Annotated in this window: 17 protein-coding genes and 2 pseudogenes; 10 read left to right on the top strand and 9 right to left on the bottom strand. The window is 68.7% G+C overall.

Going from position 1 to position 19719, the window contains the following annotated elements; genetic code table 11:
• Positions 1 to 473 precede the first annotated feature (473 nt).
• Positions 474 to 3227: an ATP-binding protein gene (locus ACIBG5_RS22365; RefSeq protein ID WP_396393404.1), complete on the bottom strand. Its 2754-nt coding sequence runs from the start codon at positions 3225 to 3227 to the stop codon at positions 474 to 476.
• 96 nt (positions 3228 to 3323) lie between these two features.
• Entirely contained in the window at positions 3324 to 3950 is a 627-nt protein-coding gene (locus ACIBG5_RS22370; RefSeq protein ID WP_396393405.1) for a sigma-70 family RNA polymerase sigma factor, read from the bottom strand.
• A 182-nt stretch (positions 3951 to 4132) separates the two neighbouring features.
• On the opposite strand from ACIBG5_RS22370, the gene ACIBG5_RS22375 reads away from it, so the two are divergent.
• Positions 4133 to 4681 carry a GNAT family N-acetyltransferase gene (locus ACIBG5_RS22375; protein WP_396393406.1) on the top strand — a complete coding sequence of 183 codons (549 nt, stop codon included), beginning with the start codon at positions 4133 to 4135 and terminating at the stop codon, positions 4679 to 4681.
• 78 nt (positions 4682 to 4759) lie between these two features.
• Positions 4760 to 6493, top strand: coding sequence for an L-aspartate oxidase (locus ACIBG5_RS22380; RefSeq protein ID WP_396393407.1), 1734 nt, complete (start codon positions 4760 to 4762; stop codon positions 6491 to 6493).
• Positions 6494 to 6539: 46 nt separating this feature from the next.
• Here the strand turns inward: ACIBG5_RS22380 and ACIBG5_RS22385 are convergent, their stop codons facing one another.
• A complete protein-coding gene (locus tag ACIBG5_RS22385; protein WP_396393408.1) occupies positions 6540 to 6944 on the bottom strand; it encodes a hypothetical protein in 405 nt (134 codons plus the stop codon).
• Positions 6945 to 7118: 174 nt separating this feature from the next.
• Between ACIBG5_RS22385 and ACIBG5_RS22390 the strand changes: the two genes are divergently transcribed.
• The gene (locus ACIBG5_RS22390; protein ID WP_396393409.1) at positions 7119 to 9443 is read left to right on the top strand and encodes a glycosyl hydrolase; all 2325 of its coding nucleotides are present in this window, start codon (positions 7119 to 7121) and stop codon (positions 9441 to 9443) included.
• Positions 9444 to 9739: 296 nt separating this feature from the next.
• On the opposite strand, the pseudogene ACIBG5_RS22395 reads toward ACIBG5_RS22390, so the two are convergent.
• Positions 9740 to 10204 (bottom strand): annotated as a pseudogene (locus tag ACIBG5_RS22395) (DUF429 domain-containing protein); the annotation flags it as partial.
• A gap of 69 nt (positions 10205 to 10273) precedes the next feature.
• Here ACIBG5_RS22395 and ACIBG5_RS22400 point away from each other — a divergent pair.
• Together ACIBG5_RS22400 and ACIBG5_RS22405 are read left to right on the top strand one after the other, a co-directional pair.
• On the top strand, positions 10274 to 10684 hold the full coding sequence (locus ACIBG5_RS22400; protein WP_396393410.1) for a VOC family protein: 411 nt from the start codon (positions 10274 to 10276) through the stop codon (positions 10682 to 10684).
• Entirely contained in the window at positions 10684 to 11139 is a 456-nt protein-coding gene (locus ACIBG5_RS22405) for a nitroreductase family deazaflavin-dependent oxidoreductase (protein ID WP_396393411.1), read from the top strand. The genes ACIBG5_RS22400 and ACIBG5_RS22405 overlap by 1 nt, the downstream gene beginning before the upstream one ends.
• Here ACIBG5_RS22405 and ACIBG5_RS22410 read toward each other — a convergent pair.
• Positions 11126 to 11254 carry a hypothetical protein gene (locus ACIBG5_RS22410; RefSeq protein ID WP_396393412.1) on the bottom strand — a complete coding sequence of 43 codons (129 nt, stop codon included), beginning with the start codon at positions 11252 to 11254 and terminating at the stop codon, positions 11126 to 11128. The genes ACIBG5_RS22405 and ACIBG5_RS22410 overlap by 14 nt on opposite strands.
• 35 nt (positions 11255 to 11289) lie before the next feature.
• Between ACIBG5_RS22410 and ACIBG5_RS22415 the strand changes: the two are divergent.
• The 4 genes and pseudogenes from ACIBG5_RS22415 to ACIBG5_RS22430 form a co-directional block, all read left to right on the top strand.
• A pseudogene (locus ACIBG5_RS22415) lies at positions 11290 to 11469 on the top strand (muconolactone Delta-isomerase family protein); the annotation flags it as partial.
• 114 nt (positions 11470 to 11583) lie between these two features.
• A complete protein-coding gene (locus ACIBG5_RS22420) occupies positions 11584 to 12102 on the top strand; it encodes a SigE family RNA polymerase sigma factor (RefSeq protein ID WP_396393413.1) in 519 nt (172 codons plus the stop codon).
• Positions 12092 to 13318 (top strand): hypothetical protein, encoded by a 1227-nt coding sequence (locus ACIBG5_RS22425; protein ID WP_396393414.1) that lies wholly within the window; start codon positions 12092 to 12094, stop codon positions 13316 to 13318. The genes ACIBG5_RS22420 and ACIBG5_RS22425 overlap by 11 nt, the downstream gene beginning before the upstream one ends.
• 94 nt (positions 13319 to 13412) lie before the next feature.
• The gene (locus ACIBG5_RS22430; RefSeq protein ID WP_396393415.1) at positions 13413 to 14879 is read left to right on the top strand and encodes a M81 family metallopeptidase; all 1467 of its coding nucleotides are present in this window, start codon (positions 13413 to 13415) and stop codon (positions 14877 to 14879) included.
• A 9-nt stretch (positions 14880 to 14888) separates the two neighbouring features.
• Here ACIBG5_RS22430 and ACIBG5_RS22435 read toward each other — a convergent pair whose 3' ends face one another.
• From ACIBG5_RS22435 to ACIBG5_RS22445, 3 genes are all read right to left on the bottom strand, one after another.
• Positions 14889 to 15029 carry a hypothetical protein gene (locus ACIBG5_RS22435; protein ID WP_396393417.1) on the bottom strand — a complete coding sequence of 47 codons (141 nt, stop codon included), beginning with the start codon at positions 15027 to 15029 and terminating at the stop codon, positions 14889 to 14891.
• A 72-nt stretch (positions 15030 to 15101) separates the two neighbouring features.
• A complete protein-coding gene (locus tag ACIBG5_RS22440) occupies positions 15102 to 15776 on the bottom strand; it encodes a VOC family protein (protein ID WP_396393418.1) in 675 nt (224 codons plus the stop codon).
• 56 nt (positions 15777 to 15832) lie between these two features.
• On the bottom strand, positions 15833 to 17485 hold the full coding sequence (locus ACIBG5_RS22445; protein WP_396393419.1) for a heparinase II/III family protein: 1653 nt from the start codon (positions 17483 to 17485) through the stop codon (positions 15833 to 15835).
• Between ACIBG5_RS22445 and ACIBG5_RS22450 the strand changes: the two genes are divergently transcribed.
• Complete coding sequence (locus tag ACIBG5_RS22450; RefSeq protein WP_396393420.1) at positions 17484 to 17624, top strand: hypothetical protein; 141 nt, start codon at positions 17484 to 17486, stop codon at positions 17622 to 17624. The two genes, ACIBG5_RS22445 and ACIBG5_RS22450, sit on opposite strands and share 2 nt — an antisense overlap.
• A 267-nt stretch (positions 17625 to 17891) precedes the next feature.
• On the opposite strand, the gene ACIBG5_RS22455 is transcribed toward ACIBG5_RS22450, so the two are convergent.
• On the bottom strand, positions 17892 to 19592 hold the full coding sequence (locus ACIBG5_RS22455) for a sigma-54-dependent Fis family transcriptional regulator (RefSeq protein ID WP_396393421.1): 1701 nt from the start codon (positions 19590 to 19592) through the stop codon (positions 17892 to 17894).
• Positions 19593 to 19719 lie beyond the last annotated feature (127 nt).

The following is a 19719-nucleotide window of genomic DNA, read 5'->3' on the forward strand; positions in this document are numbered from 1 at the left end:
GTCAGTCGATGAGCTCGGTGACGGTGCCAACGGCTAGGCTGCGATTACCTTCGCGCAGGACTCCGCTGCACCTCACGGGATGGTGATGATGTCATCTGTCGCCTGGGCGGTAATCCTGATGGCTGCTGGCCTCGCCTTGATTACGGCATCAGTTGTCCTGAGGCGCGATCGGTACGTCGATCCTATGGTCGACGCAGTGCGGAAACAGAGCGTCTACAGGGATCAAGACCGGGACATGGCAGTCGCGCTGTACCGAGGGGTGCTGACCCTGTCCCGGGTGTTCGGTGCGCTGATCGTAGCTTTGGGAGTACTCGGTCTGATCCAAGGCTGAGTCGGCTTCCTGAAGCGGGTGCCGTCGGGCCTCGTGGAAGCAACTTGGGACGTGCATGACCAGCACTTTGTGCACCCGCCGACCGTTTCTGGGGGCGATGCGTGGTTAAGCCGTGCACTAGGTCGGCCTCAGGCCGGCACAGCTAGCCGGTGAGGCCGGGGTTGGGGGTGGGGCGGAGTTGGCGGCGGGAGGTTATGCCTAGTTTGGTGAAGACCTTGCGGAGGTGCCACTCGACGGTGTGCTGGCTGAGGAACAGCTTGGCGCCGATCTCGGCGTTGGTGAGGCCGGTGCCGGCCAGTTCGGCGATGTGCGCTTCCTGTGCGGTCAGGCCGTCGCCGGCGCGGCGCGTCACGCCGTTGACGACCTCGCCGGTGGCCGCGAGCTCACCGCGCGTCCGCTCGACGAAGACGTCGGCGCCGGCTGCGGTGAACATCTCGTACGCCGTTCGGAGCTGGGTGCGAGCGTCCTGGCGACGACCCTCCCGGCGCAGCCGTTCGCCGTACAGCAGATGGGTCCGGGCGAGATCCACCCGGGCTCGGGTGCGGCCGAGGAGCGCGATGGCCTCCTCGTAGTCGGACTCCTGCCCAGTCGCCATCAGGGCGCGCGAGCGGGCGAGCAAACCGAGGGCCCAGTTGGTGCCGCTGGCACGCGCCATCCCCGACAGCCGGTCGAGAGCGTCCGAGGCCAGGTCGGTCCGGTCGCAGCGCGTCGCGGACTCGACCAGCTCCGGCAGGGCCCAGTTGGCCACGCCGAGGTCCTTCGGATCCTCGGCGGCGGCTCGGGCGAACTCGAGCGCTTCCGGATAGCGAGCGAGTCCGTTCATCAGGAACGAGCCGGCCCACTGGGTGAAGGACATCCCGGCGCCTTCGCCGCGTGCCCTCACATCCTCCAGACTCGCCGCGATCAGCGGGGTCGCCTTGGCGACGTCACCCCGCCAGACCGTCAGCCCGAGCGTGCCGTACGGCGCCAGGCCGAGCCCGGTCGCGTCGGAGATCGTCCGGATCTCGGCCACGAGCAAGGTGGCCGCCGCGAACTGCCCGGCGAACAGGTGCAGGAACACTCGCGAGTTCAGCACCAGCGGAAGCCCGGCGAGATCGCCGAACTCGCGCGCGATCCGGATGTGCCGGGCGGTGAGCACATCCCAGTACTCGTCGTCCCAGAGATCCACCGCAGTACGCGATGCCAGCCACAACCACCGCAGATCGCCCGGCTCGGCGAGCTGCTCGTCGGCGAATGCCCGGAGCGCTTCCCGAGCCAACGGGACCGCTGCCGCGTACCCGTCGGTGAACATGACCGCCTCGGTCTCCAGCAGCAGGTCGTGCTTGCGGCGCTTCGTCGGCGGTGGTGCAGCGCGAGCGGCCCGCGACACGTCGGTCTGTGGAGAGCCCGGGGCGAGGCGGCCGGCGAACATCGCCGCCATCATCGCGTCGAGGTACGTGTCGCGGGCAAGGTCGGCATCCAGCGGTTCGAATCGCCGGGCGGCCCCCAGCAGCAGGTGGGCGGAGTCCGCAGTGTGACCGGAGGCGAACCCGATCTGTGCCCGGAGCAGGTTCACCTGAGCAGAGTGGACAGCGCTGACCGAAACCTCGTCGGCGGTGACGAGCAGTTTCAGCGCAGTCTCGAACGCACCGGCGCCGAGGGTGACCTGGGCCGCGGCGTGGGCACGTTGCGCCCGCAGGGCCGGGTCCGGAGTCAGGTCGGTCGCTCGCTGCAGGAACGCGGCCGTGGCCGCGACACCGCCGCGACGCTGTGCCCGGTCGGCGGAACTGATGAGTTCAGCGGCGATGTCCTCGTCCGGCCCGTCCGCTCCGTTGGCTCGGTGCCAGGCGCGCCGGTCGGGATCGTGACCAGGGTCGATCGCCTCGGCGATGGCTTGGTGAACCTCGCGACGATCGGCCCAGGTCGCTGCCCGGTACGACGCCGATCGCACCAACGGATGCCGGAACCGCACCCGGCGACCGATCTCGAACAGCCCGGCCGTCTCTGCCGGCCCGGCCGCACTCACCGGGATCCCGAGAATCCCGAGCGCCCGGAGCAGCAGCGGTACGTCGCCGACCGGCTCGGCTGCGGCGGTGAGGAGCAGCTTCTGCGTCTCCGCCGGAAGCGCCCGCAGCCGCTGGGTGAAGTTCTGCTCGATCTGGCTCGCGAGCGGCCGGGCGTCCGGGCGCTCGAACCCACCGGCCAGCTCGGTAGCCGTCAGACCGTGCGGTAGCTCCAGGAGGGCGAGCGGGTTGCCGCGGGTCTCGGCCACGATCCGATCCCGGACGTGCTCGTCCAGCCGCCCCGGAACCACCGACTCGAGGAGCGCGCTCGCATCGGCGTCCGACAGCCGCGCGACGATCAACTCCGGGAGCCCGCGCCATTCAGGACCGGTCACAGGCTCGCGTACAGCGAACACCAGGCCGATGCGATCCGCGAACAGGCGACGTCCGACGAACGTCAGGGCCTGCGCCGAGGCTTGGTCGAGCCACTGTGCGTCGTCGATCACGCACAGCAGGGGCTTCAGGTCGGACGCCTCGGCCAGCAGGCTCAGTGCCGCCGCACCGACCAGAAACCGGTCGGGTGGGCCACCTGCCTCGAGGCCGAACGCGACCGCGAGCGCCTCGCGCTGTGGCCGGGGCAGCTGATCGGTGTGATCCAGCAACGGTAAGCACAACTGGTGCAGACCGGCGAACGGAAGCTCCATCTCGGCCTCGACGCCCGCCGCCCGGGCGATCCGGCAGTCACCGGCGTGGCCGGCCAGGTAGTCGAGCAAGGCGGACTTCCCGATGCCCGCCTCGCCGCGGACGACCAGGACCTGACCCTGGCCGGAACGCACTCCGGTCACCACCCGATCCAGCTGGGCACACTCAGCCCGCCGCCCGCGCAGTTCCTGTGCCGCCCCGCCGATCGTCACGAATCCACCACCCCTCACCTGAGGCTAGTGCCCTTCGCCGATCGACGACAGCGAACCCTGAGGTGTCTCAGGTCCGGGATCTGCTGGGAGTTGGCATCAACTCGCCTGGGCAGCGAGGTCGGCGGTGAGGAGTTGTTCGAGGCCGGCCAGCTCGCCGGCGCTGGACGCCGACGCCAGGGCGCGACGGAGCCGATCGTGTGCCGCGGGGGCGACCGGATGACGGCGGTCGGACGACAGCCGGTCGCGGGCGCGCTTCACGAGCTGCCTGGCGTTCGGCGCTGCGATGTGCAGCGTCTCGGCGATCTCGCGGTACGGGTACTCGAAGCCTTCCCGGAGTACATAGGTGGCGCGTTCCGCGGGTGACAGTCGCTCCAGGAGGAGTCGCACGGCGTGGTCGACGGCCTCACGGCGTTCGATCACCGCCTGCGGATCGGCACCGCCCTCCGTGGTCTCCTCGGACAGCCACGGGGCGACGTACGTCTCGTGCCGGTGCCGGGCGGACTGGACGACGTTGATGGCGAGCCGGCAGGTCGCGGTGGCGAGGAACGCCGCGGGGTCGGCGACGGCGGGCCGGTCGGTGCGCTGCCAGCGCAGCCAGACGTCCTGGACGATGTCTTCGGCCTCGTGCACGTTGCCGACGATCCGGTAGGCGATCCGCAACAGGCGTGGACGGAGCCGGACGAAGTCCGACACCGCTTGATCGAGAGTGGCGGTCTGCGTCACGTCGGGACTCCTTCAGTCGTCGCTGGGGGCTTGCGAAGGACTACTGACACCGTCCAGGAACGACCGTGGTCGGCGCGCCCTGGGAGTCCGTGGTCGAGTCCGTGGTCTCCGTGGGTGTCACAGCTGCGACCCCTGCCCGGTCATAGCTGTGCCGACCGGTTCCCTGAGCCCAGGAGCGTGAGATGAAGCCGACGATCGAGACCGAACGACTGCTGATCAGGGCGTGGCGCGACACCGATGTGTCGGACGCGCTGGTCATCTACGGTGACGAGCAGGTGACGCGCTGGCTGACGCCCGCCATGAGCTGGGTGCCGAACGTGCTGGCCATGCGGAACATGCTGCACGGGTGGGCGGCCAAGGACGTGGCACCCGCCGGCCACTGGGCGGTCGAACTCCGCGCGACCGGGCGGGTGATCGGCGGCGTGGCCCTGCTCCGGCTGGAGCCGTGGCAGGACCTCGAGGTCGGCTGGCAGCTCGCCCGTACGGCGTGGGGTCACGGCTACGCCTCGGAGGCGGGGGAGGCGCTGGCCCGGTGGTCGATGCACAACGCGGACGTCGAGGAGCTGTTCGCTCTGGTCAGCCCGAAGAACAAGCGCGCCGCGGCCACGGCCGAGCGGATCGGCATGGAGCCGATCGGCGAGACGGATCAGTACCACCACCAGCGTCTGAATTTGTACCGCCTCCGCCACGACGATCTGGCCTACCGCGACGACGAGTCCTCGGCGGTGTGACTGAGCAGACAGTCACAGATCGGTGCCGTGCGTGGTCCTAGCTGGTGAGACCACCGCCTGGAACGCGAGGAGATTCCGATGAGTACCACCGAACAGCAGATCGCCACGTCCGTCCTGGTGATCGGATCCGGTGGTGGCGGTCTACGGGCCGCGATCGAGCTGGCCGAGCAGGGCGTCGAAGTACTCGTCCTCGGAAAGCGCTCGCGGTCGGACGCCCACACTTCGCTGGCCGCCGGCGGGATCAATGCGGCGCTGGCCACGATGGACCCCGACGACACCTGGCAGCAGCACGCGGCCGACACGCTGCAGGAGAGCTACCTGCTGGCGAACCCGATCACGGTGCAGATCGTCACCGAGGGTGCGGCTCGTGGCATCGAGGACCTCGAGCGATACGGCATGCCGTTCGCCCGTGAGGCCGACGGCCGGATCTCGCAGCGGTTCTTCGGCGCCCACACGTACCGGCGGACCGCGTTCGCCGGCGACTACACCGGCCTGGAGATCCAGCGGACCCTGGTCAACCGCGCCGTGCAGCTCGGCGTCCCGATCCTCGACACCGTGTACGTCACCCGCATCCTGGTGCGGGACAACACCGTCTTCGGCGCCTACGGGTTCGACCTGACCACTGGGCGGCGCTACGTCATCCACGCCGACGCGGTCATCCTCGCCGCGGGCGGTCACACCCGCATCTGGCGGCGTACGTCGTCCCGTCGCGACGAGAACACCGGTGACTCGTTCCGCCTGGCGGTCCTTGCCGGGGGCAAGATCCGTGACCCCGAGCTCGTCCAGTTCCACCCGTCCGGCTTGCTCGAGCCCGAGAACGCCGCCGGAACCCTGGTGTCCGAGGCCGCGCGTGGCGAGGGCGGTCAGCTGCGGAACGCCCTGGGGGAGCGATTCATGGCGCGGTACGACGCCGCGCGGATGGAGCTGTCGACGCGGGACCGGGTCGCGCTGGCGGCGTACACCGAGATCAAGGAGGGCCGCGGTACGCCGAACGGCGGGGTGTGGCTCGACGTGTCGCAGCTGCCGCGAGAGACGATCATGCGGCGGCTGCCGCGGGTCTACCAGACGCTGCTCGAACTCCAGATGCTCGACATCACCAAGCAGCCGATCGAGATCGCACCGACCGCGCACTACTCGATGGGTGGCGTCTGGGTCCGCCCGGAGGATCACGGTACTGGTGTCGACGGGCTGTACGCGATCGGCGAAGCGGCCAGCGGTCTGCACGGCGCGAACCGGCTGGGCGGCAACTCACTGATCGAACTGCTGGTCTTCGGCCGGATCGTTGCCGAGGAAGCGGCGAAGTACTCGATCGGCCGGCAGTCCCAGGAGCGATCCGCGGAGGCGGTCGCCGAAGCGCGGGCCGAGGTCGACGGCCTGCTGGCGAGCGATGGTCCGGAGAACGTGCGGGCGCTGCAGCGGGCGCTCCGCGACACGATGACCACGCGGGCCGGTGTGGTGCGCGACGAGGCAGGACTGCAGGCCGGGCTGTCGGAGCTGACGGACCTCGAGGACCGGATGACGCGGATCGGCGTACACCCCGACATCGCCGGCTACCAGGACCTGGCCCACGCGTTCGACCTGAAGTCCTCGGCGCTGGCCGCGCGGGCGACCCTCGACGCCGCGCTCGAACGGCGTGAGTCCCGCGGCTGCCACAACCGGTCCGACTACCCGCACCTGGACGAGTCGCTGCAGGTCAATCTCGTGTGGTCCGGGCCGGGAGCGGTGGAGCGTGAGGCGATTCCACCGATCCCGGACGAGCTCCGCAAGCTGATGCGCGACGACATCTCGACCGAGGGCAAGCTGGTCGAGTGACCCCGTACACCGGCCCGGCGCTGGGTAGAGCGCCGGGCCGGTCCGACTACTGGCCCTGGGTGAGGGCGTCGGCGAACTTCTTCCCGTCCTGGATCATCTGCGCATCGGTGCGCGGGCGCTTGGTCGCCGACGTCCAGGCGGTGCCGACCATCACGACGATCTTGCCGTTGGTGACGGCGCAGTCCCGGGCTCGTTCGTCCGAGCTGTAGCAGGAGCCGCCGGCGACCTCCTCGATCGGTGCCTTCACCCCGAGGAACGCCTCATCGAGTTCGGCGAGCGGCCCGTACGCCGTCACGGTGTACAGATAGGAGCCCGGCGTACCGCACGGCTGCTGCTGGAAGCCTTGCGGTTGCTGATATCCCGGCTGCGGTTGGTAGCCCTGCGGCGGGCCGGCGTACCCGGGCTGACCCTGGGACGGCGGGGGATAACCACCCTCTGGGGGCTGAGACATGAACGACAGAACCTTTCGTCGGCAGCTCGGTCCCCCCGGCGGAGATCCTAGGCGATCCGGCCTAGACCGCGGGACCAGGGTCGGCTGACCGGTAGTGGTCGATTTCGTTGACGGCGGGTTGCCGGTCGCGATGGGGTGGACGGACCGAGACAACCGAGTGCGGAGGCCGGTCCTGTGGCGACATTGGACGACGTACGAAGGCAGTTCCGGACACCGCTCGCGGAGGGGCGGCCGATGGTGCGCTGGTGGTGGTTCGGACCATCGGTGGAGCGCGGTGAGCTCGAGCGTCAGTTGCGGGCGATGGCGGCGGCCGGCCTGGGTGGCGTCGAGGTTGCGTTCGTCTATCCGATGGGGCCGGTCGAGGCGCCGTTCGGATCGGATGAGTTCCTGGAGCTTGTCGGGTACGCCGCGCGGACGGCGGGGGAACTGGGTCTGCGGTTCGACGTGACGCTGGGCAGCGGCTGGTCCTTCGGTGGCGGGCACATCGGTCCGGAGCACGCAGCGCGCGGCCTCAGCTGGGATCGGCGCGAGATCGGCGCCGAGGCGTACGACGTGCCCGTGGTGGCTGCGTGGCCCGGGGACGAGGTGGTTGCGGCCTTCGTGGGCGAGGGATCGGCTGGCGTACCGGCGTCGTACGTCGAGGTTGCTGTGAGCAACGGAATGATCCGGGTACCGGCCGGGCACGGACCGCGTGAGGTGCTGATCGCGTCGTCGCGGCTGACCGGGCAGAACGTGAAGCGGGCCGCGGCGGGCGCGGAAGGGCCGGTGCTTGATCACTACTCGGCGGCAGCGGCGGCCGAGCACATCAGGTGTGTGGCCGAACCATTGTTGCTGGCGGCAACGCCGGAGCTGCTCGGGTCGGTGTTCTGTGACAGCTTGGAGGTGTACCAGGCCGACTGGACGCCTCGATTGTTCGACGAGTTCGTGCGGCGGCATGGCTATGAGTTGCGTCCTCGGCTGTACGAGCTGCTCGTCGACGCGGCTGAGTCCGCACAGGTGCGGATCGACTTCCGGCGGACGTTGTCGGAGTTGTACGAGGAGAACTTCGTCGCAGTCTTCCAGCGGTGGGCGGAGGGGCACGGCGTACCGTTCCGGATCCAGAGTTACGGCGAGCCGCCGGCGACGATGAGCAGCTATCGCTTCGCCGACCTGTTCGAGGGTGAAGGGTGGGGGTGGACGCGGCTGCCGGAGACCCGGTGGGCGTCGTCGGCCGCGAACCTCTACGGGCGGTCGGTGGTGTCGGCCGAGGTGTGGACGTGGGTGCATTCGCCGTCGTTCCGGGCAACCCCGCTCGATCTCAAGGGCGAGGCGCATGAGCACTTCTTGTCGGGCGTCAACCAGCTGATCGGTCACGGCTGGCCGTACTCGCCATCGAGTGCGCCTGGGATCGGCTGGATCTTCTACGCCTCCGGTGCGCTGGACGACCGCAATCCTTGGTGGCCGGTTGCGGGGGATCTGTTCGGGTATCTGCACCGCCTGTCCTGGTTGTTGCAGCAGGGCACGCCGGTTCGGCCGGTGAAGGTCTACGTGCCCGCTGCTGAGGCGTACGCCGATGGGTCGTTGAACTTGTATCGCACCGCGCGTCGGTTGATCGGTGACGAGATCCCGCGGACGATTCGTGAGTCCGGGCTGGACTTCGACCTGGTCGACGACGATGCGCTCGAGTTGGTCGATCCGGGGCAGCTTGACCTCGGGCTGGTCGTCGTACCTGAGGGGTCGACGCTTGCCGGGGGAGTGGCGGTCGGTGAGCTGGCGGAGCGATTGGCGGAGGTGCCTGGGCCGAGGGTGAGTCCTCGGGACGACATCGGTGTCGTGCATCGGCGGCTCGACGACGGGGACATCTACTTCCTGGCGAACACCGGCAACCAGGCGCGAACCTTCCACTTCGACATCCCCGACGCCACAACCTCCTTCGAACAATGGGATGCCGCCACCGGCAAGACCTCGCTCCACCGCCGCTCACCCGATGGCATCTCGCTGACGCTTCACCCCTACGAAGCAACCATCCTCGTACCCACCGACGACGCGGCGCCCGACCTGACGATCGAGAAGGTGACGCGGGCAACGATCCGGGCGTCCTGGCAGGTCACCTTCGACAACTCGCCGTCGTCGGTCGAACTGCCGCATCGGTGGAGGACGATCCCGGACGGGCGGCGTACTCAGGGGCAGCGTCGTACCAGACCGAGCTCGAGTTGCCGGAGCTCGATCCCAAGACGCGGGTCCTGCTCGACTTCGGCACCGGCGAACCCGCGCCGGCCGACACCGAGACGTATCTCCCTCCGAACTCTTACCGCGCGACGCTCGACCCTCCGATCGGCGTCGCCGCGGAGATCTGGCTCAACGACGTACCCTGCGGCACCCTCTGGTCCCCGCCGTACCGCGTGGACCTCACCGATGCCGCCGTACCCGGCCGCAACGCACTCCGCATCGCCATCTACAACACGGCCGCCAACGCGCTCTCCGCCGACCCCCACCTCCTTCCCCTCGTCGAGTCGGTAACCACCGACTACGGCCACCGCTTCGACCTCCAGCACATCTCCCGCGCCGCCGACTACCTGAACTCCGGCCTCCTCAACCCACCCACCATCGTCCTCACCACGCCGACCTAGTCCGACTTTGTGCACGGCCCGACCACCTGAGCGGGCCAGGGGTGGTTGATCGGGGCGCCGCAGGGGCGATGCGTTATGCGGAAACAAATGGCCGCCGGGAGGCGAGAAGTTTCCGGACAGTGGACCGGTTCGGCCCTCGGCGTGGCGTTGGGCGGTCCAGGAGACGGCTGCGGCGTCGAGTACGTCGTCTACTGCTGCCAACTCACCCGCCAGACCGAGGTCGGACGGCACCGCGATGCCAACCGCCGCGAGGATTCGGCGGCGTTCCTCGACGCCTGCCCAGGTGGACTTGCGATGGGCGAGTGGGTGACCTGCGATCGTGGCGAAGCAGAGCTCGGGGTGGGACTCGATGACTTGGTGGTGGGTGGTGCGGGACCAGGCGTCGACCTCGAGCAACGCGGCCCGGAGCGGCGTCGAGAAGACCGACGACGAGCGCCTCCCGATCAGGCGGCGCGCCAGTACGTCGGCCTGCCGTGGGACGTCAACCGGCAGTCCGATAGGGATGTCGATCGCCACAACAGCCAACGGGCCGTCCTGCTCAGCCGACGAGATCAACTGCTCGATCGTCGCGCCGAAGTACCCGCGACGTTCGCCGCTGATGCCCACCCAGCCCGACTTGCAGGCATCGACGCCGATCACGCGGACGCTCATTCATCACCTCGTTGAACCGATCAGGAATCGAGAAGCGGCGGATCGCCACCTGCTCGTAGCGTCTTGGCCATGGACATCACCATTCAAGCGAGTTTCCTACCGCACGAGGACGCCGACGCGTCGTTGGCCTTCTACCGGGACACGTTGGGGTTCGAGGTACGCCAAGACGTCGGCGCCGGTGTGCAGCGCTGGATCACCGTCGGCCCACCGGGACAGCCGGGTACGTCGATCGTGCTGCATCCGCTGGACGCGAGTCGCACGATGACCGACGACCAGCGCCGTACCATCGCCGAAATGATGGCCAAGGGCACCTATGGCGTCATCATCCTGGCCACCCCCGACCTCGACGGGACCTTCGCGCGTGTGCGGGATGCGGAGGCGCCTGTCGTCCAGGAACCGACCGAGCACCCGTGGGGTGTGCGGGATTGCGCGTTCCGGGACCCCGCGGGGAACACCGTACGGATCGGCGAGGTGGCGTGATGAGTCAGCAGCAGGCAGCGCGCAAGCCCGGTACGCCCGGAGCGTTCTCGCGGTGGGTGCAGCGGACGATGAACGCCCGTACCGCCAAGAAGATCCGCGGCGGTCGCGACAGGATGATGGGGATGGACGTGCTCATCCTCAAGACGATCGGCCGCCGCAGTGGCGAGCCCCGCGAGACGCCGCTCGGCTGGTTCGCGGACGACGACGGCTGGCTGGTCGTCGCGTCGGGCGGCGGCAGTCAGCATCCCGACTGGCACGCCAACCTGACGGCGCATCCCGACCGGGTGTCGGTCGAACTGCCCGGCAGCGGTCTGGTGCAGGTGACGCCACACAGTCTTGACAGCAACGAGCGCGACCAGGCCTGGCAGCGCATCACGGCCGCCCAGCCCCGGCTCGCGAAGTACCAGGCGAAGTCGGATCGGCAGTACCCGGTCATCCGCCTCACCCCGCGGTGAGGTGGGCGGTGACGGCCGGCGTGATCACGTCCGGCCGTTCCGCATTCGCCAGATGCGCCGACCGGGGGACGACGATCAGCCGGCCGTCGGTGACCGTCGTCGCGATCTGCTCCAAGTGGTACGGCGGGGTGGCCGGGTCGGGCGCTCGAGCTCCAGCGGGCGGGTGTCTGGCCGCAGCTGTGGCGGATCGTCGGCGAGTACGCGAACTTCAGCATCTTCGACGTACCCTCCAACGACACCCTCCACGACCTGCTCTCCAGCCTCCCGCTCTTCCCGTATCTGCGGGTCCAGGTCACACCGCTCGCGCAGCACCCGTCGAAGCTCGACTGACCGATTTCTGTGGGTCGGAGAGAAAATCGCTGGATCCGCGCATCACATCAGGAGGTGGGGCTGTCTTTGCTGGGAAGGCCGGTTGCTGAACCGGCCTGAAGAGGGGAGTCGAGGGTGACCTTCGAGGAATGGGCGCGACAAGGCGTGCCGGACCTGCTGCGGTTCGCGACCGTGCTGTGCGGGTCCGGCCACCTGGCCGAGGATCTCGTCCAGGACACCGCGATCAAGGTGCACCGGCACTGGGACCGGATCCAGCGGGCCGAACGACCGGACGCGTACCTGCGCCGGATGGTGGTCAACGAGTACCTGTCCTGGCGCCGGAAGTGGTCCCGGTTCGTGCCACGCCCGGAGATCTGGGCCGACGCGGACCGCCAGCAGCCCGACCACGCGGCCCGGCTCGCGGACCAGGACGAGATGGTCGCCGAGCTGGCCAAGCTGCCGCGCCGGCAGCGGACCGTGCTCGCGCTGCGGTACTACGGCGGCCTCACCGACGCCGAGATCGCGGAAACGATGGGTTGCTCACCCAACACGGTGCGTTCGTACGCGTCCCGGGCTCTCGCCGCACTCCGGATCGAACTCGGCCCCTCGTCCCCAACCACCACCGCACCCCACGGAGTGATCAATGCGCACTGAGGAAGATCTGCGGAACGCGCTCGACCGGATCGCGGCGACGGCTCCCGACCGCAGCCCGATTGCCGGCAATCTGCCTGTTGACCGTCCGCCGCGACGGCGTCGTACGGCGCTGGTCCTGGCCACCGTGATGGCGACGGCGGCCGCGGCCGTCGGCGGCCCGATCCTGGTGGACCACCTGCGGGACACCTCGACCCAGCCGGCCGGTGAGCAGGCCGGCTCTCCCTGGGGCAACTGGGTCACGCTGACCGCGCCGAAGGGGATGATCGTCAACCCGCGTGCCTACGAGGCGAACCGGCAGGTCTACCAGCTGGTCGGAGCGGGCAGCCCGTGGGCGTCATGGTGTCTGCTGACACTGCACCGCAACGGCGATTTCAACCCGGGCAAGATCCCGTCGGACAGCCCGCGAATCGACCTCAACGGGCTGGCCGGGCGCCTGATCACGATGCCGAACGGTGAGCCGATCGTTCCGTTCCCGGTCGGGTACGCGATGGCGTCGGTGCCGGCCCGCCCGATGACGTCGGTCGCCTGGCAGCCGGCCAAGGGGATCTGGGCGCTGCTCAGCTGTGAGAAGCAGCAGGAGCTCGGGACCCGGGCGGTGCCGCAGATCGACGCGCCGTACGACGACGACAGCGAGACCGCGGTGGCTGTGGCGAAGTCGATCAAGGCCACCCCCGAACGGCTGACCTCGCCGTTCAGGATCGGCTACGTGCCGAGTGGACTGCACGCGCAGCGGGTGGTCGACAAGACGGCGAACTTCACGGGCGACGGGCATTCGTTCGACGTCGTGTTCAGCGACGGCAACCCGGCGACCGGGGTCAAGCCCGACCCCGCGGCCGGGCCCAAGACCGGCAGTCTGTGGGGCCCCCAGCCGCAGCCGGGCGAGGACCTCGAGATCCGGTACAGCACCGACAAGTTCTGGAACATGAACTCGAAGAGGATGGACGACGACCCCGCGGACCTGACGATCCACGACTGGAACGCGTGGTTCACCTGGGACAAGCTGGAGACCGCGCAGAAGGGCGGTAAGCCGCTGTACCAGCCGGGCCCGGACAACGGACTCCGGATGGAGCACAACGGCGTGGCGATCACTATCCGCTTCCTCAGCGGCAAGGCCGACAAGGCCCAGCTCCGCAAGATCGCCGAGTCACTCGCCCTGCCGGCCAATCCCACCAACCCGGCCAACTGGTACGACGCCGGCACAGCCCTCCCACGCTGACCGGCCTGTCTGCGCTCTCGGCCTCGCATGAGGAGGGGTCGAGAGCGCAGAATTGTGTGCGAAGGCAGCGTCGTACACACGAAGGAGCAATTCTGTGAGCTCATCAGCGGAGTCCGGGCGGTTGCGGATCGGGATCGCGGGGATCGCGATCGAGTCGAGTACGTTCTCGCCGCATCGGACCAGGCTGGACGATTTCCACGTCACCCGCGGCGACGAGCTGCTCGGACGGTACGACTTCCTCGCGCCGGGCAAGCCGCTGACCGAGGGCGTCGAGTGGGTGCCGCTGCTGCACGCCCGCGCGGTCCCAGGCGGTCCCGTCGTACCAGAGGTGTACGACGAACTCGCGGCGGAGATCTACGAGCGGCTGGGACAGGCGGGGCAGCTGGACGGCGTCTTCGTCGACATGCACGGTGCGATGAGCGTGATCGGCCGGACCGACATCGAGGCCGACCTCGTCGCCGGGATCCGCCGGATCGTCGGTCCCGACGTACTTCTCTCGACCGGGATGGATCTCCACGGCAACATGTCGCGCGAGTTGATCGGGCTGCTCGACCTGGCCACCTGTTACCGCAAGGCCCCGCACACCGACGCGTGGGACACCAAGGAACGCGCGGCGCGCAACCTGGTGGCACGGCTGCGCTCGGGAGGTCGACCGCTCAAGGCGTGGGTGCAGGTGCCGGTGCTGCTGCCGGGGGAGAAGACCAGCACCAGGATCGAGCCGGCCAAGAGCATCTATGCGCAGGTCGACGAGGTCGAGGCGATGGACGGCGTACTGGACGCGGCGATCTGGGTCGGGTATGCGTGGGCGGACGAGCCACGCTGTCAGGCCGCGGTCGTGGTGATGGGCGACGACGAGCAGGTCATCACCGCTCAGGCGAAGCGGCTCGCGGACGCGTACTGGGACGCGCACGACAAGTTCGAGTTCGTCGCGCCGACCGGGACGCTCGCCGAGTGCCTCGACCAGGCGCTCGCGTCGACCGCCCGGCCGTTCTACATCAGCGACTCCGGCGACAACCCGACGGCCGGCGGGGCGGGGGACACCTCGTGGACCCTGGACAAGCTGCTCCGCATGCCGGCGATCACCGAGTCCGAACTGACCACGATCTACGCAGCGATCGTCGACCCCGAGGTGACCACCGCGGCGATGGAGGCAGGCGTCGGCGCGACGGTGAGCGTCGAGGTGGGCGGCAAGATCGATTCCGAGCCGTGCGGTCCGGTCGCGCTGACCGGTCGGGTTACCGGGATCGACTCTGCCGCCGGCGCGGTGGCGCTCGCGGTCGGTGGGTTGCACGTCATCGTGACCATGCGCCGCAAGCCGTACCACATCGAGTCGGACTTCGTTGCCCTTGGACTGGCGCCGCGCGACGCCGACCTCGTCATCGTGAAGATCGGCTACCTCGAGCCCGAGCTGTACGCGATGGCCGCCGACTGGCTCCTCGCCCTCACCCCGGGCGGCGTCAACCAGGACCTGCTCAGCCTCGGCCACCACCGTATCGAGCGTCCGATGTTCCCGTTCGATCCCGACATGCCCGACCCGGACCTCACCCCCGAGATCATCTGACCGCGGGCATCAGCGAGGTACGTCGTCCTCCTCCGGCCGGTCGCCGTTCGCGTCGGCCGGAGGGGGAGGTGTGTCCCGCTCCGGGCCAGTGGTGGCCAGCCAGGAGCGGGCGAGTGCCAGCGCGGCCTCGACGAATGACGGTCGCTTCACGAATCCCTCCCGACGTGCTCAAGGAGTGAGACTCGCAGATCGGACTTTCAGTCGACTTTCAGCGATTGCCGGTCACTGAAAGCCGGGGACGAACGCGACGCGGTTCCCGTCCGGGTCGTGAGCATCGGGCCGCGGCTCGGCCACCGTCAGACCGAGGTGGTTGACGTGGGTGCTTGCCGGCGGCAATGACTTGCAGAGCTTCACGGCGTCGGCGCCGATCCGGAAGTACGCCGCGTCGGCCTCGTCGGACGGCACCCGCTCCATGCCGAGGTGGTCGCCGTAGAACTCGGCGGCGGCGTCGAGATCCGGTGCGTCCAGCGCGATGAACGACAGCCGGCTGACCGGTCCCGACGTGAAAGGCGGGACCCGGAACTCTTCCGACCGCTGGAGAAGCTCGACCCGTACGCCGTTCGGATCGGACAGGAACGCGAGCCGGCCCTGGCCGCTCCCCGCCACCCTCGGCGAGCTGAGCTCGGCGTACCCGGCACCGATCAGCCGGGCGTAGTCGCCGTCCAGATCGTCCGTCATGAACCCGACGTGGTTCAGCCCGTACGCCGCGTCCGGGTCGACCTCCTCGTTGTGGAGCAGTTCCACCAGCCCGGTCGCCAGCTGGATGTGCACCCGATGGACCCGCGGGCCGGTCATGAACAACCGGTCGACCACCTCGGCGCCGATCCCGGAGTAGAAGGCCAAGCTCGCATCCAGATCCTGGACACGACCACCGACATGGTTCAGTTCATAGATCACCCGACCATCATGGCAAACGTTTACCAATGGCGCCATGAGCGATGACCGGATCCGGCCTAGCGGATGCGCGAGAGGCGACCGTTCGGTGTCACCCGGACGGTGGTCTGCCGCGCGCCGACGGTCAGGTCGACCAGCAGCATGGATCCCACGGTTCTGGTGCTGAAGGCAACTTTCTCGGCGACTGCGGCCGGTACGACGACCGACAGGATCGAGGCGGTCGGTCCGCTGCGGTTGAACTTGACCACAGGTGCCGGCACACGGTGGAAGATGTCGGGGAAGTACCAGCCCTGGACGGGATCCTGCTTGCCCTGCTCGACCGTGATCGCGTCCGCCGGAAGCTGTTGCCCGTAAGGGATCTGGAGCAAGTACGTCTTCGTGCTGTCACCAGGTTTCGTGGCGACCGCCGTGGTCGGGGACTGCACGGTCACCTTCTGGCCCGGCGGCAGGTGCCACAACGTCTCGTACCGCTGATTGCCGGCCGACGTGCCGCGGTCCAGTGCGACGATCAGATCGGGATCCTTCAGTACGAGAACGTCTCTGGTCCGTTCCACCCCGGCCGCGGGTGTGTCGTGGAACTCGTAGTACTCCGAGGTCGGCGTCATCGCCGCGCTGACCAGCTTCGTCTCGACGGGTGCGCCCTTGGCCGACGGGATCGTCATCACATTGTGGGATGCCTGGCTCCTGGTCCACTCCTGCCACTTGTCGAGCTGGTATCCGGGGTGGCCCGGGTCGATCAGGATGTCGCGGCCGTGCGAGTTGTACGTGATCGACATGTGGTCGTCGTGCCCGTGATACCGGCGCGCGGCTCCGAACCGGATGCTGTACGTCGACTCCTGCGTGAACGGCCTCGTCTCGCCCCATCCGGTCCGGCCGAAGACGTACCCGGCGTCGAAGACCGCGGTCCGCTTGGACGGCGTCGTCCCGTGTGCTCCGAGGGTGGCGGCGTACTCCAACGAGGTGCCGGCCGCGGCCTGCGGCTTCTGGCGTTCCGCGTCGCCGACCTGGGGGAGTTCACCAGCTGGGGTGGTGGCGAGGGCGAGCCACTCCGCGAGTGCGCGTCGCCGTTCCTCGATGACTGGTCCAGGGTCGGCGCCGCAGCGCTGCAATGCCGTGGTCGCCCGGCCCCACAGTTGGTAGTTGAACATCGCGTAGCCGACGGACTGCTCGTTCGTCGATCCCTGCGGGTCGATTGCAGTGGTGATTGCCTGGGTCAACCGGTCGACGGCGCGGTTCTTCAGGTCCGCCCGGCCGAGAGTGCAGCCGACGCCGAACATCGCGATGCTCTCGTCCGTGCCGTGGTTCGACGGTCCGCCCCAGTTCTCGGTCATGAACTTCGCATGGTCGAGCAGGGACTGGTCGAGCCAGGCGTACTGCGCCGGCAGCTTGCGGACATGCAGACCGGACAACACCGCCTGCCGCGCACAGATCAGCACGTTCGTCCGGTGCATCGTCGACTCCCACGCGCCGACGTCGCTCTTCCATGGGTACGGGTTGTCGCGCACCCAGTCGTGGATGATCGCGATCGTATGCGTCATGGCCTTGCGGTCGCCGGTCCGGGCCGCGATGATCCCATGTCCCAACCACCGCAGCGAATGCAGCCACATGTACCAACTCGGCTTGTGATACGGATCGGACCGCCAGCGGATATCACCCGAACCATCGCCGACCTTGTACGCCGGATCGTTGCCCCAGGCGAACGTATCCCGCATGACCATCCGCAACGGCACGTCCGCCTCGATCCCACTGAATCCAGGACACGCATACGTCCCGGTCCGAGTGACCGGCGTCGACGTCACCGCACTGGGTGACGGAGACCGGGTCGTAGGCGCAACCGGACTCGGCGTCTGATCCTCCGCCGACACCACCGTCGCCTTATCCCGCCCGCCAGGCATCAACACCCTGATCGCCCCAGCGAACGCCACAGCACAAACGACCACACAGACAACAGCAAGCCCAACCCCACTACCGCTCCGCCGCGAACCCACCCCAGACCCCCTCAGTCGCCGCCTCACCAAGACAGACGCGACCACCCACCGGATTAGTTGCTCCGGTTCCAGGGATGGGGTCCAGGCTGTTACTCGAAGAGCTCAGCAGGCTTCGCGGGCGGCACCCGGATCAGGTGACGATGCCGTAGTCGCGGATTTTGCGGTAGATGGTGGCTCGGGACATGCCGAGAGCCGATGCGGCGGCGGTTTTGTCGCCGTGGTGGGAGGCGAGGGCGCCGACGATGGCGTCGCGCTCCAGGGCTTCCATGCGGGTGAGGTGCCGGCGGGTTGTCGCGTGGCATTCGGCAGGGAGGTCTTCCAGTTCGACGACGCCGGAACGCCGGCGGCGGGCGACGTCGGTCAGTACCTTCCGCAGGTGCGTCACGTTGCCCGCCCACGGGAGTCTCATGAGCTGGTTGAGCGCCGCCCCGGACACAGTCACGCTGGTGATGCCGGCTCGCCCGAGCAAGTACCGCACCAGGACCGGGATGTCCTCGAGGTGATGACGCAGCGGAGGTACGGCGACGGTCCGCGGGAAGAACCGCAGTAGCTGCGTCCCGAGCTCGTCCTGGCCGCGCGACTGTCCGGTCAGCAGGGTCAGCGCGACCCACGGCTCGCGCGCCACCGAACTGTCGCGCACCGACTGCAGGAGGTCCACGAGACCCTGGATGACCTCCGCGGAGAGCAGGTGGGCGTTCCGGATGATGAGATCGGAGCCGGAGTCCAGTTCGCTGGTGGCGCAGGCGAGGAGATCACCCTGATCGCCGGCATCGAGCACCGCCAGTCGCCGGCTCGGCGAGCTGTAGTCGTGGACGGCGCGGAGCAGAGTCAACTTGCCTGCACCCGGCTCACCTTCGGCGACCAGCCACTCTGCCCGGCGACAGGCATCGAGGACATCCTGCGTCGTATGCCGCCACAGCGCGCTCGTCCCGGTCATGCCGGGAAGCGACGGGACTCTTGCACCACCGGTCGTGCGGGGTCCGGACCGCTGCTCCTTGATCTGCACGATCCCGCCGGCCAGAGCGTCGCCGAGAAACGTCGGCTGGTACGCCAGCCGGGCGCTGATCCCGCTGGGCAGGTCAGCGAGGAACGTGACCGGCTTGGTCCCGCCGCGGGCATCCCGGGTCCGGTCGATCAGCGCGGCCTGGTCGGTGGAGTCGAAGCGCTGCTGGGCATGGGCGTTGATCATGAAGACCTCGTCGCCGAGGGCGATCACCGAGCCTCCGGTGTGCCGGCAGACCGCGTAGTACTCGGTCAGCAGCGCCTGGTCGAGGGCGTTCGCCTCCTCCAGGACGCGCTCCTGGATCCGCCGGGCCGCGAGTTTGGCGAACGACAGCAGGATCGCGTTGGAGTTCTTCGCCTGGGTGGTGATGTCCAGGATCCCGAGCAGGCCGCCGGTGACCGGATGCGTGATCGGCGCCCCGGCGCAGGAGAAGCCGCGCAGTACACCGGTGTAGTGCTCCGCGCCGTCGATCAGGATGGGGCCGCCGACCTCCAGCGCGGTGCCGATCCCGTTGGTCCCGACCTCGGACTCGGCGTAGCGGAAACCGGGTGCCAGATCGACGGAGTCGAGCCGGCGGATCAGTGTCTTGTCGCCGCCGCGACGGTCCAGGACGATGCCGCGGGCATCGGTCAGGATGATGCACACGGGCTCGTTGGTCAGCTCCGACGCCAGGGCGTCGATCACCGGCCGGGCCGCCCGGGCCAGCGTGGTGCCGAGATCGAGACCGTCGAAGTAGGCGGGCGCGGGCCGGTCGGTGTCGACCAGGGACGCCTCCGAGCGCTGCCAGGACATCCGGATGGAGTCCCGGACGGCGGGTCTGGTGGCCATGGTCAGCTCCTTCCTCTCGGCCGACTCTTCGAGAGAACAACACGACCAACGGTAATTGGCAAGCTTGTGACTCACGTCTCACATTGAGACAGAACGCCCCCACCGGTGCGGCTTTCATGCCTGGAAC

Origin of the sequence: Kribbella sp. NPDC050241, assembly GCF_044459685.1 — a bacterium.
In the GTDB taxonomy this organism is placed as follows: domain Bacteria; phylum Actinomycetota; class Actinomycetes; order Propionibacteriales; family Kribbellaceae; genus Kribbella.

What these genes read in the sequence shown, in the direction of transcription:
- ACIBG5_RS22450 (WP_396393420.1), top strand. Translation starts at nt 17,484, where the DNA reads ATGACCATCCGCAACGGCACGTCCGCCTCGATCCCACTGAATCCAGGA.
- ACIBG5_RS22385 (WP_396393408.1), bottom strand. Translation starts at nt 6,944, where the DNA reads ATGTCTCAGCCCCCAGAGGGTGGTTATCCCCCGCCGTCCCAGGGTCAG.
- ACIBG5_RS22445 (WP_396393419.1), bottom strand. Translation starts at nt 17,485, where the DNA reads ATGCGGGATACGTTCGCCTGGGGCAACGATCCGGCGTACAAGGTCGGC.
- ACIBG5_RS22405 (WP_396393411.1), top strand. Translation starts at nt 10,684, where the DNA reads ATGAGTCAGCAGCAGGCAGCGCGCAAGCCCGGTACGCCCGGAGCGTTC.
- ACIBG5_RS22400 (WP_396393410.1), top strand. Translation starts at nt 10,274, where the DNA reads ATGGACATCACCATTCAAGCGAGTTTCCTACCGCACGAGGACGCCGAC.
- ACIBG5_RS22375 (WP_396393406.1), top strand. Translation starts at nt 4,133, where the DNA reads ATGAAGCCGACGATCGAGACCGAACGACTGCTGATCAGGGCGTGGCGC.
- ACIBG5_RS22380 (WP_396393407.1), top strand. Translation starts at nt 4,760, where the DNA reads ATGAGTACCACCGAACAGCAGATCGCCACGTCCGTCCTGGTGATCGGA.
- ACIBG5_RS22455 (WP_396393421.1), bottom strand. Translation starts at nt 19,592, where the DNA reads ATGGCCACCAGACCCGCCGTCCGGGACTCCATCCGGATGTCCTGGCAG.
- ACIBG5_RS22425 (WP_396393414.1), top strand. Translation starts at nt 12,092, where the DNA reads ATGCGCACTGAGGAAGATCTGCGGAACGCGCTCGACCGGATCGCGGCG.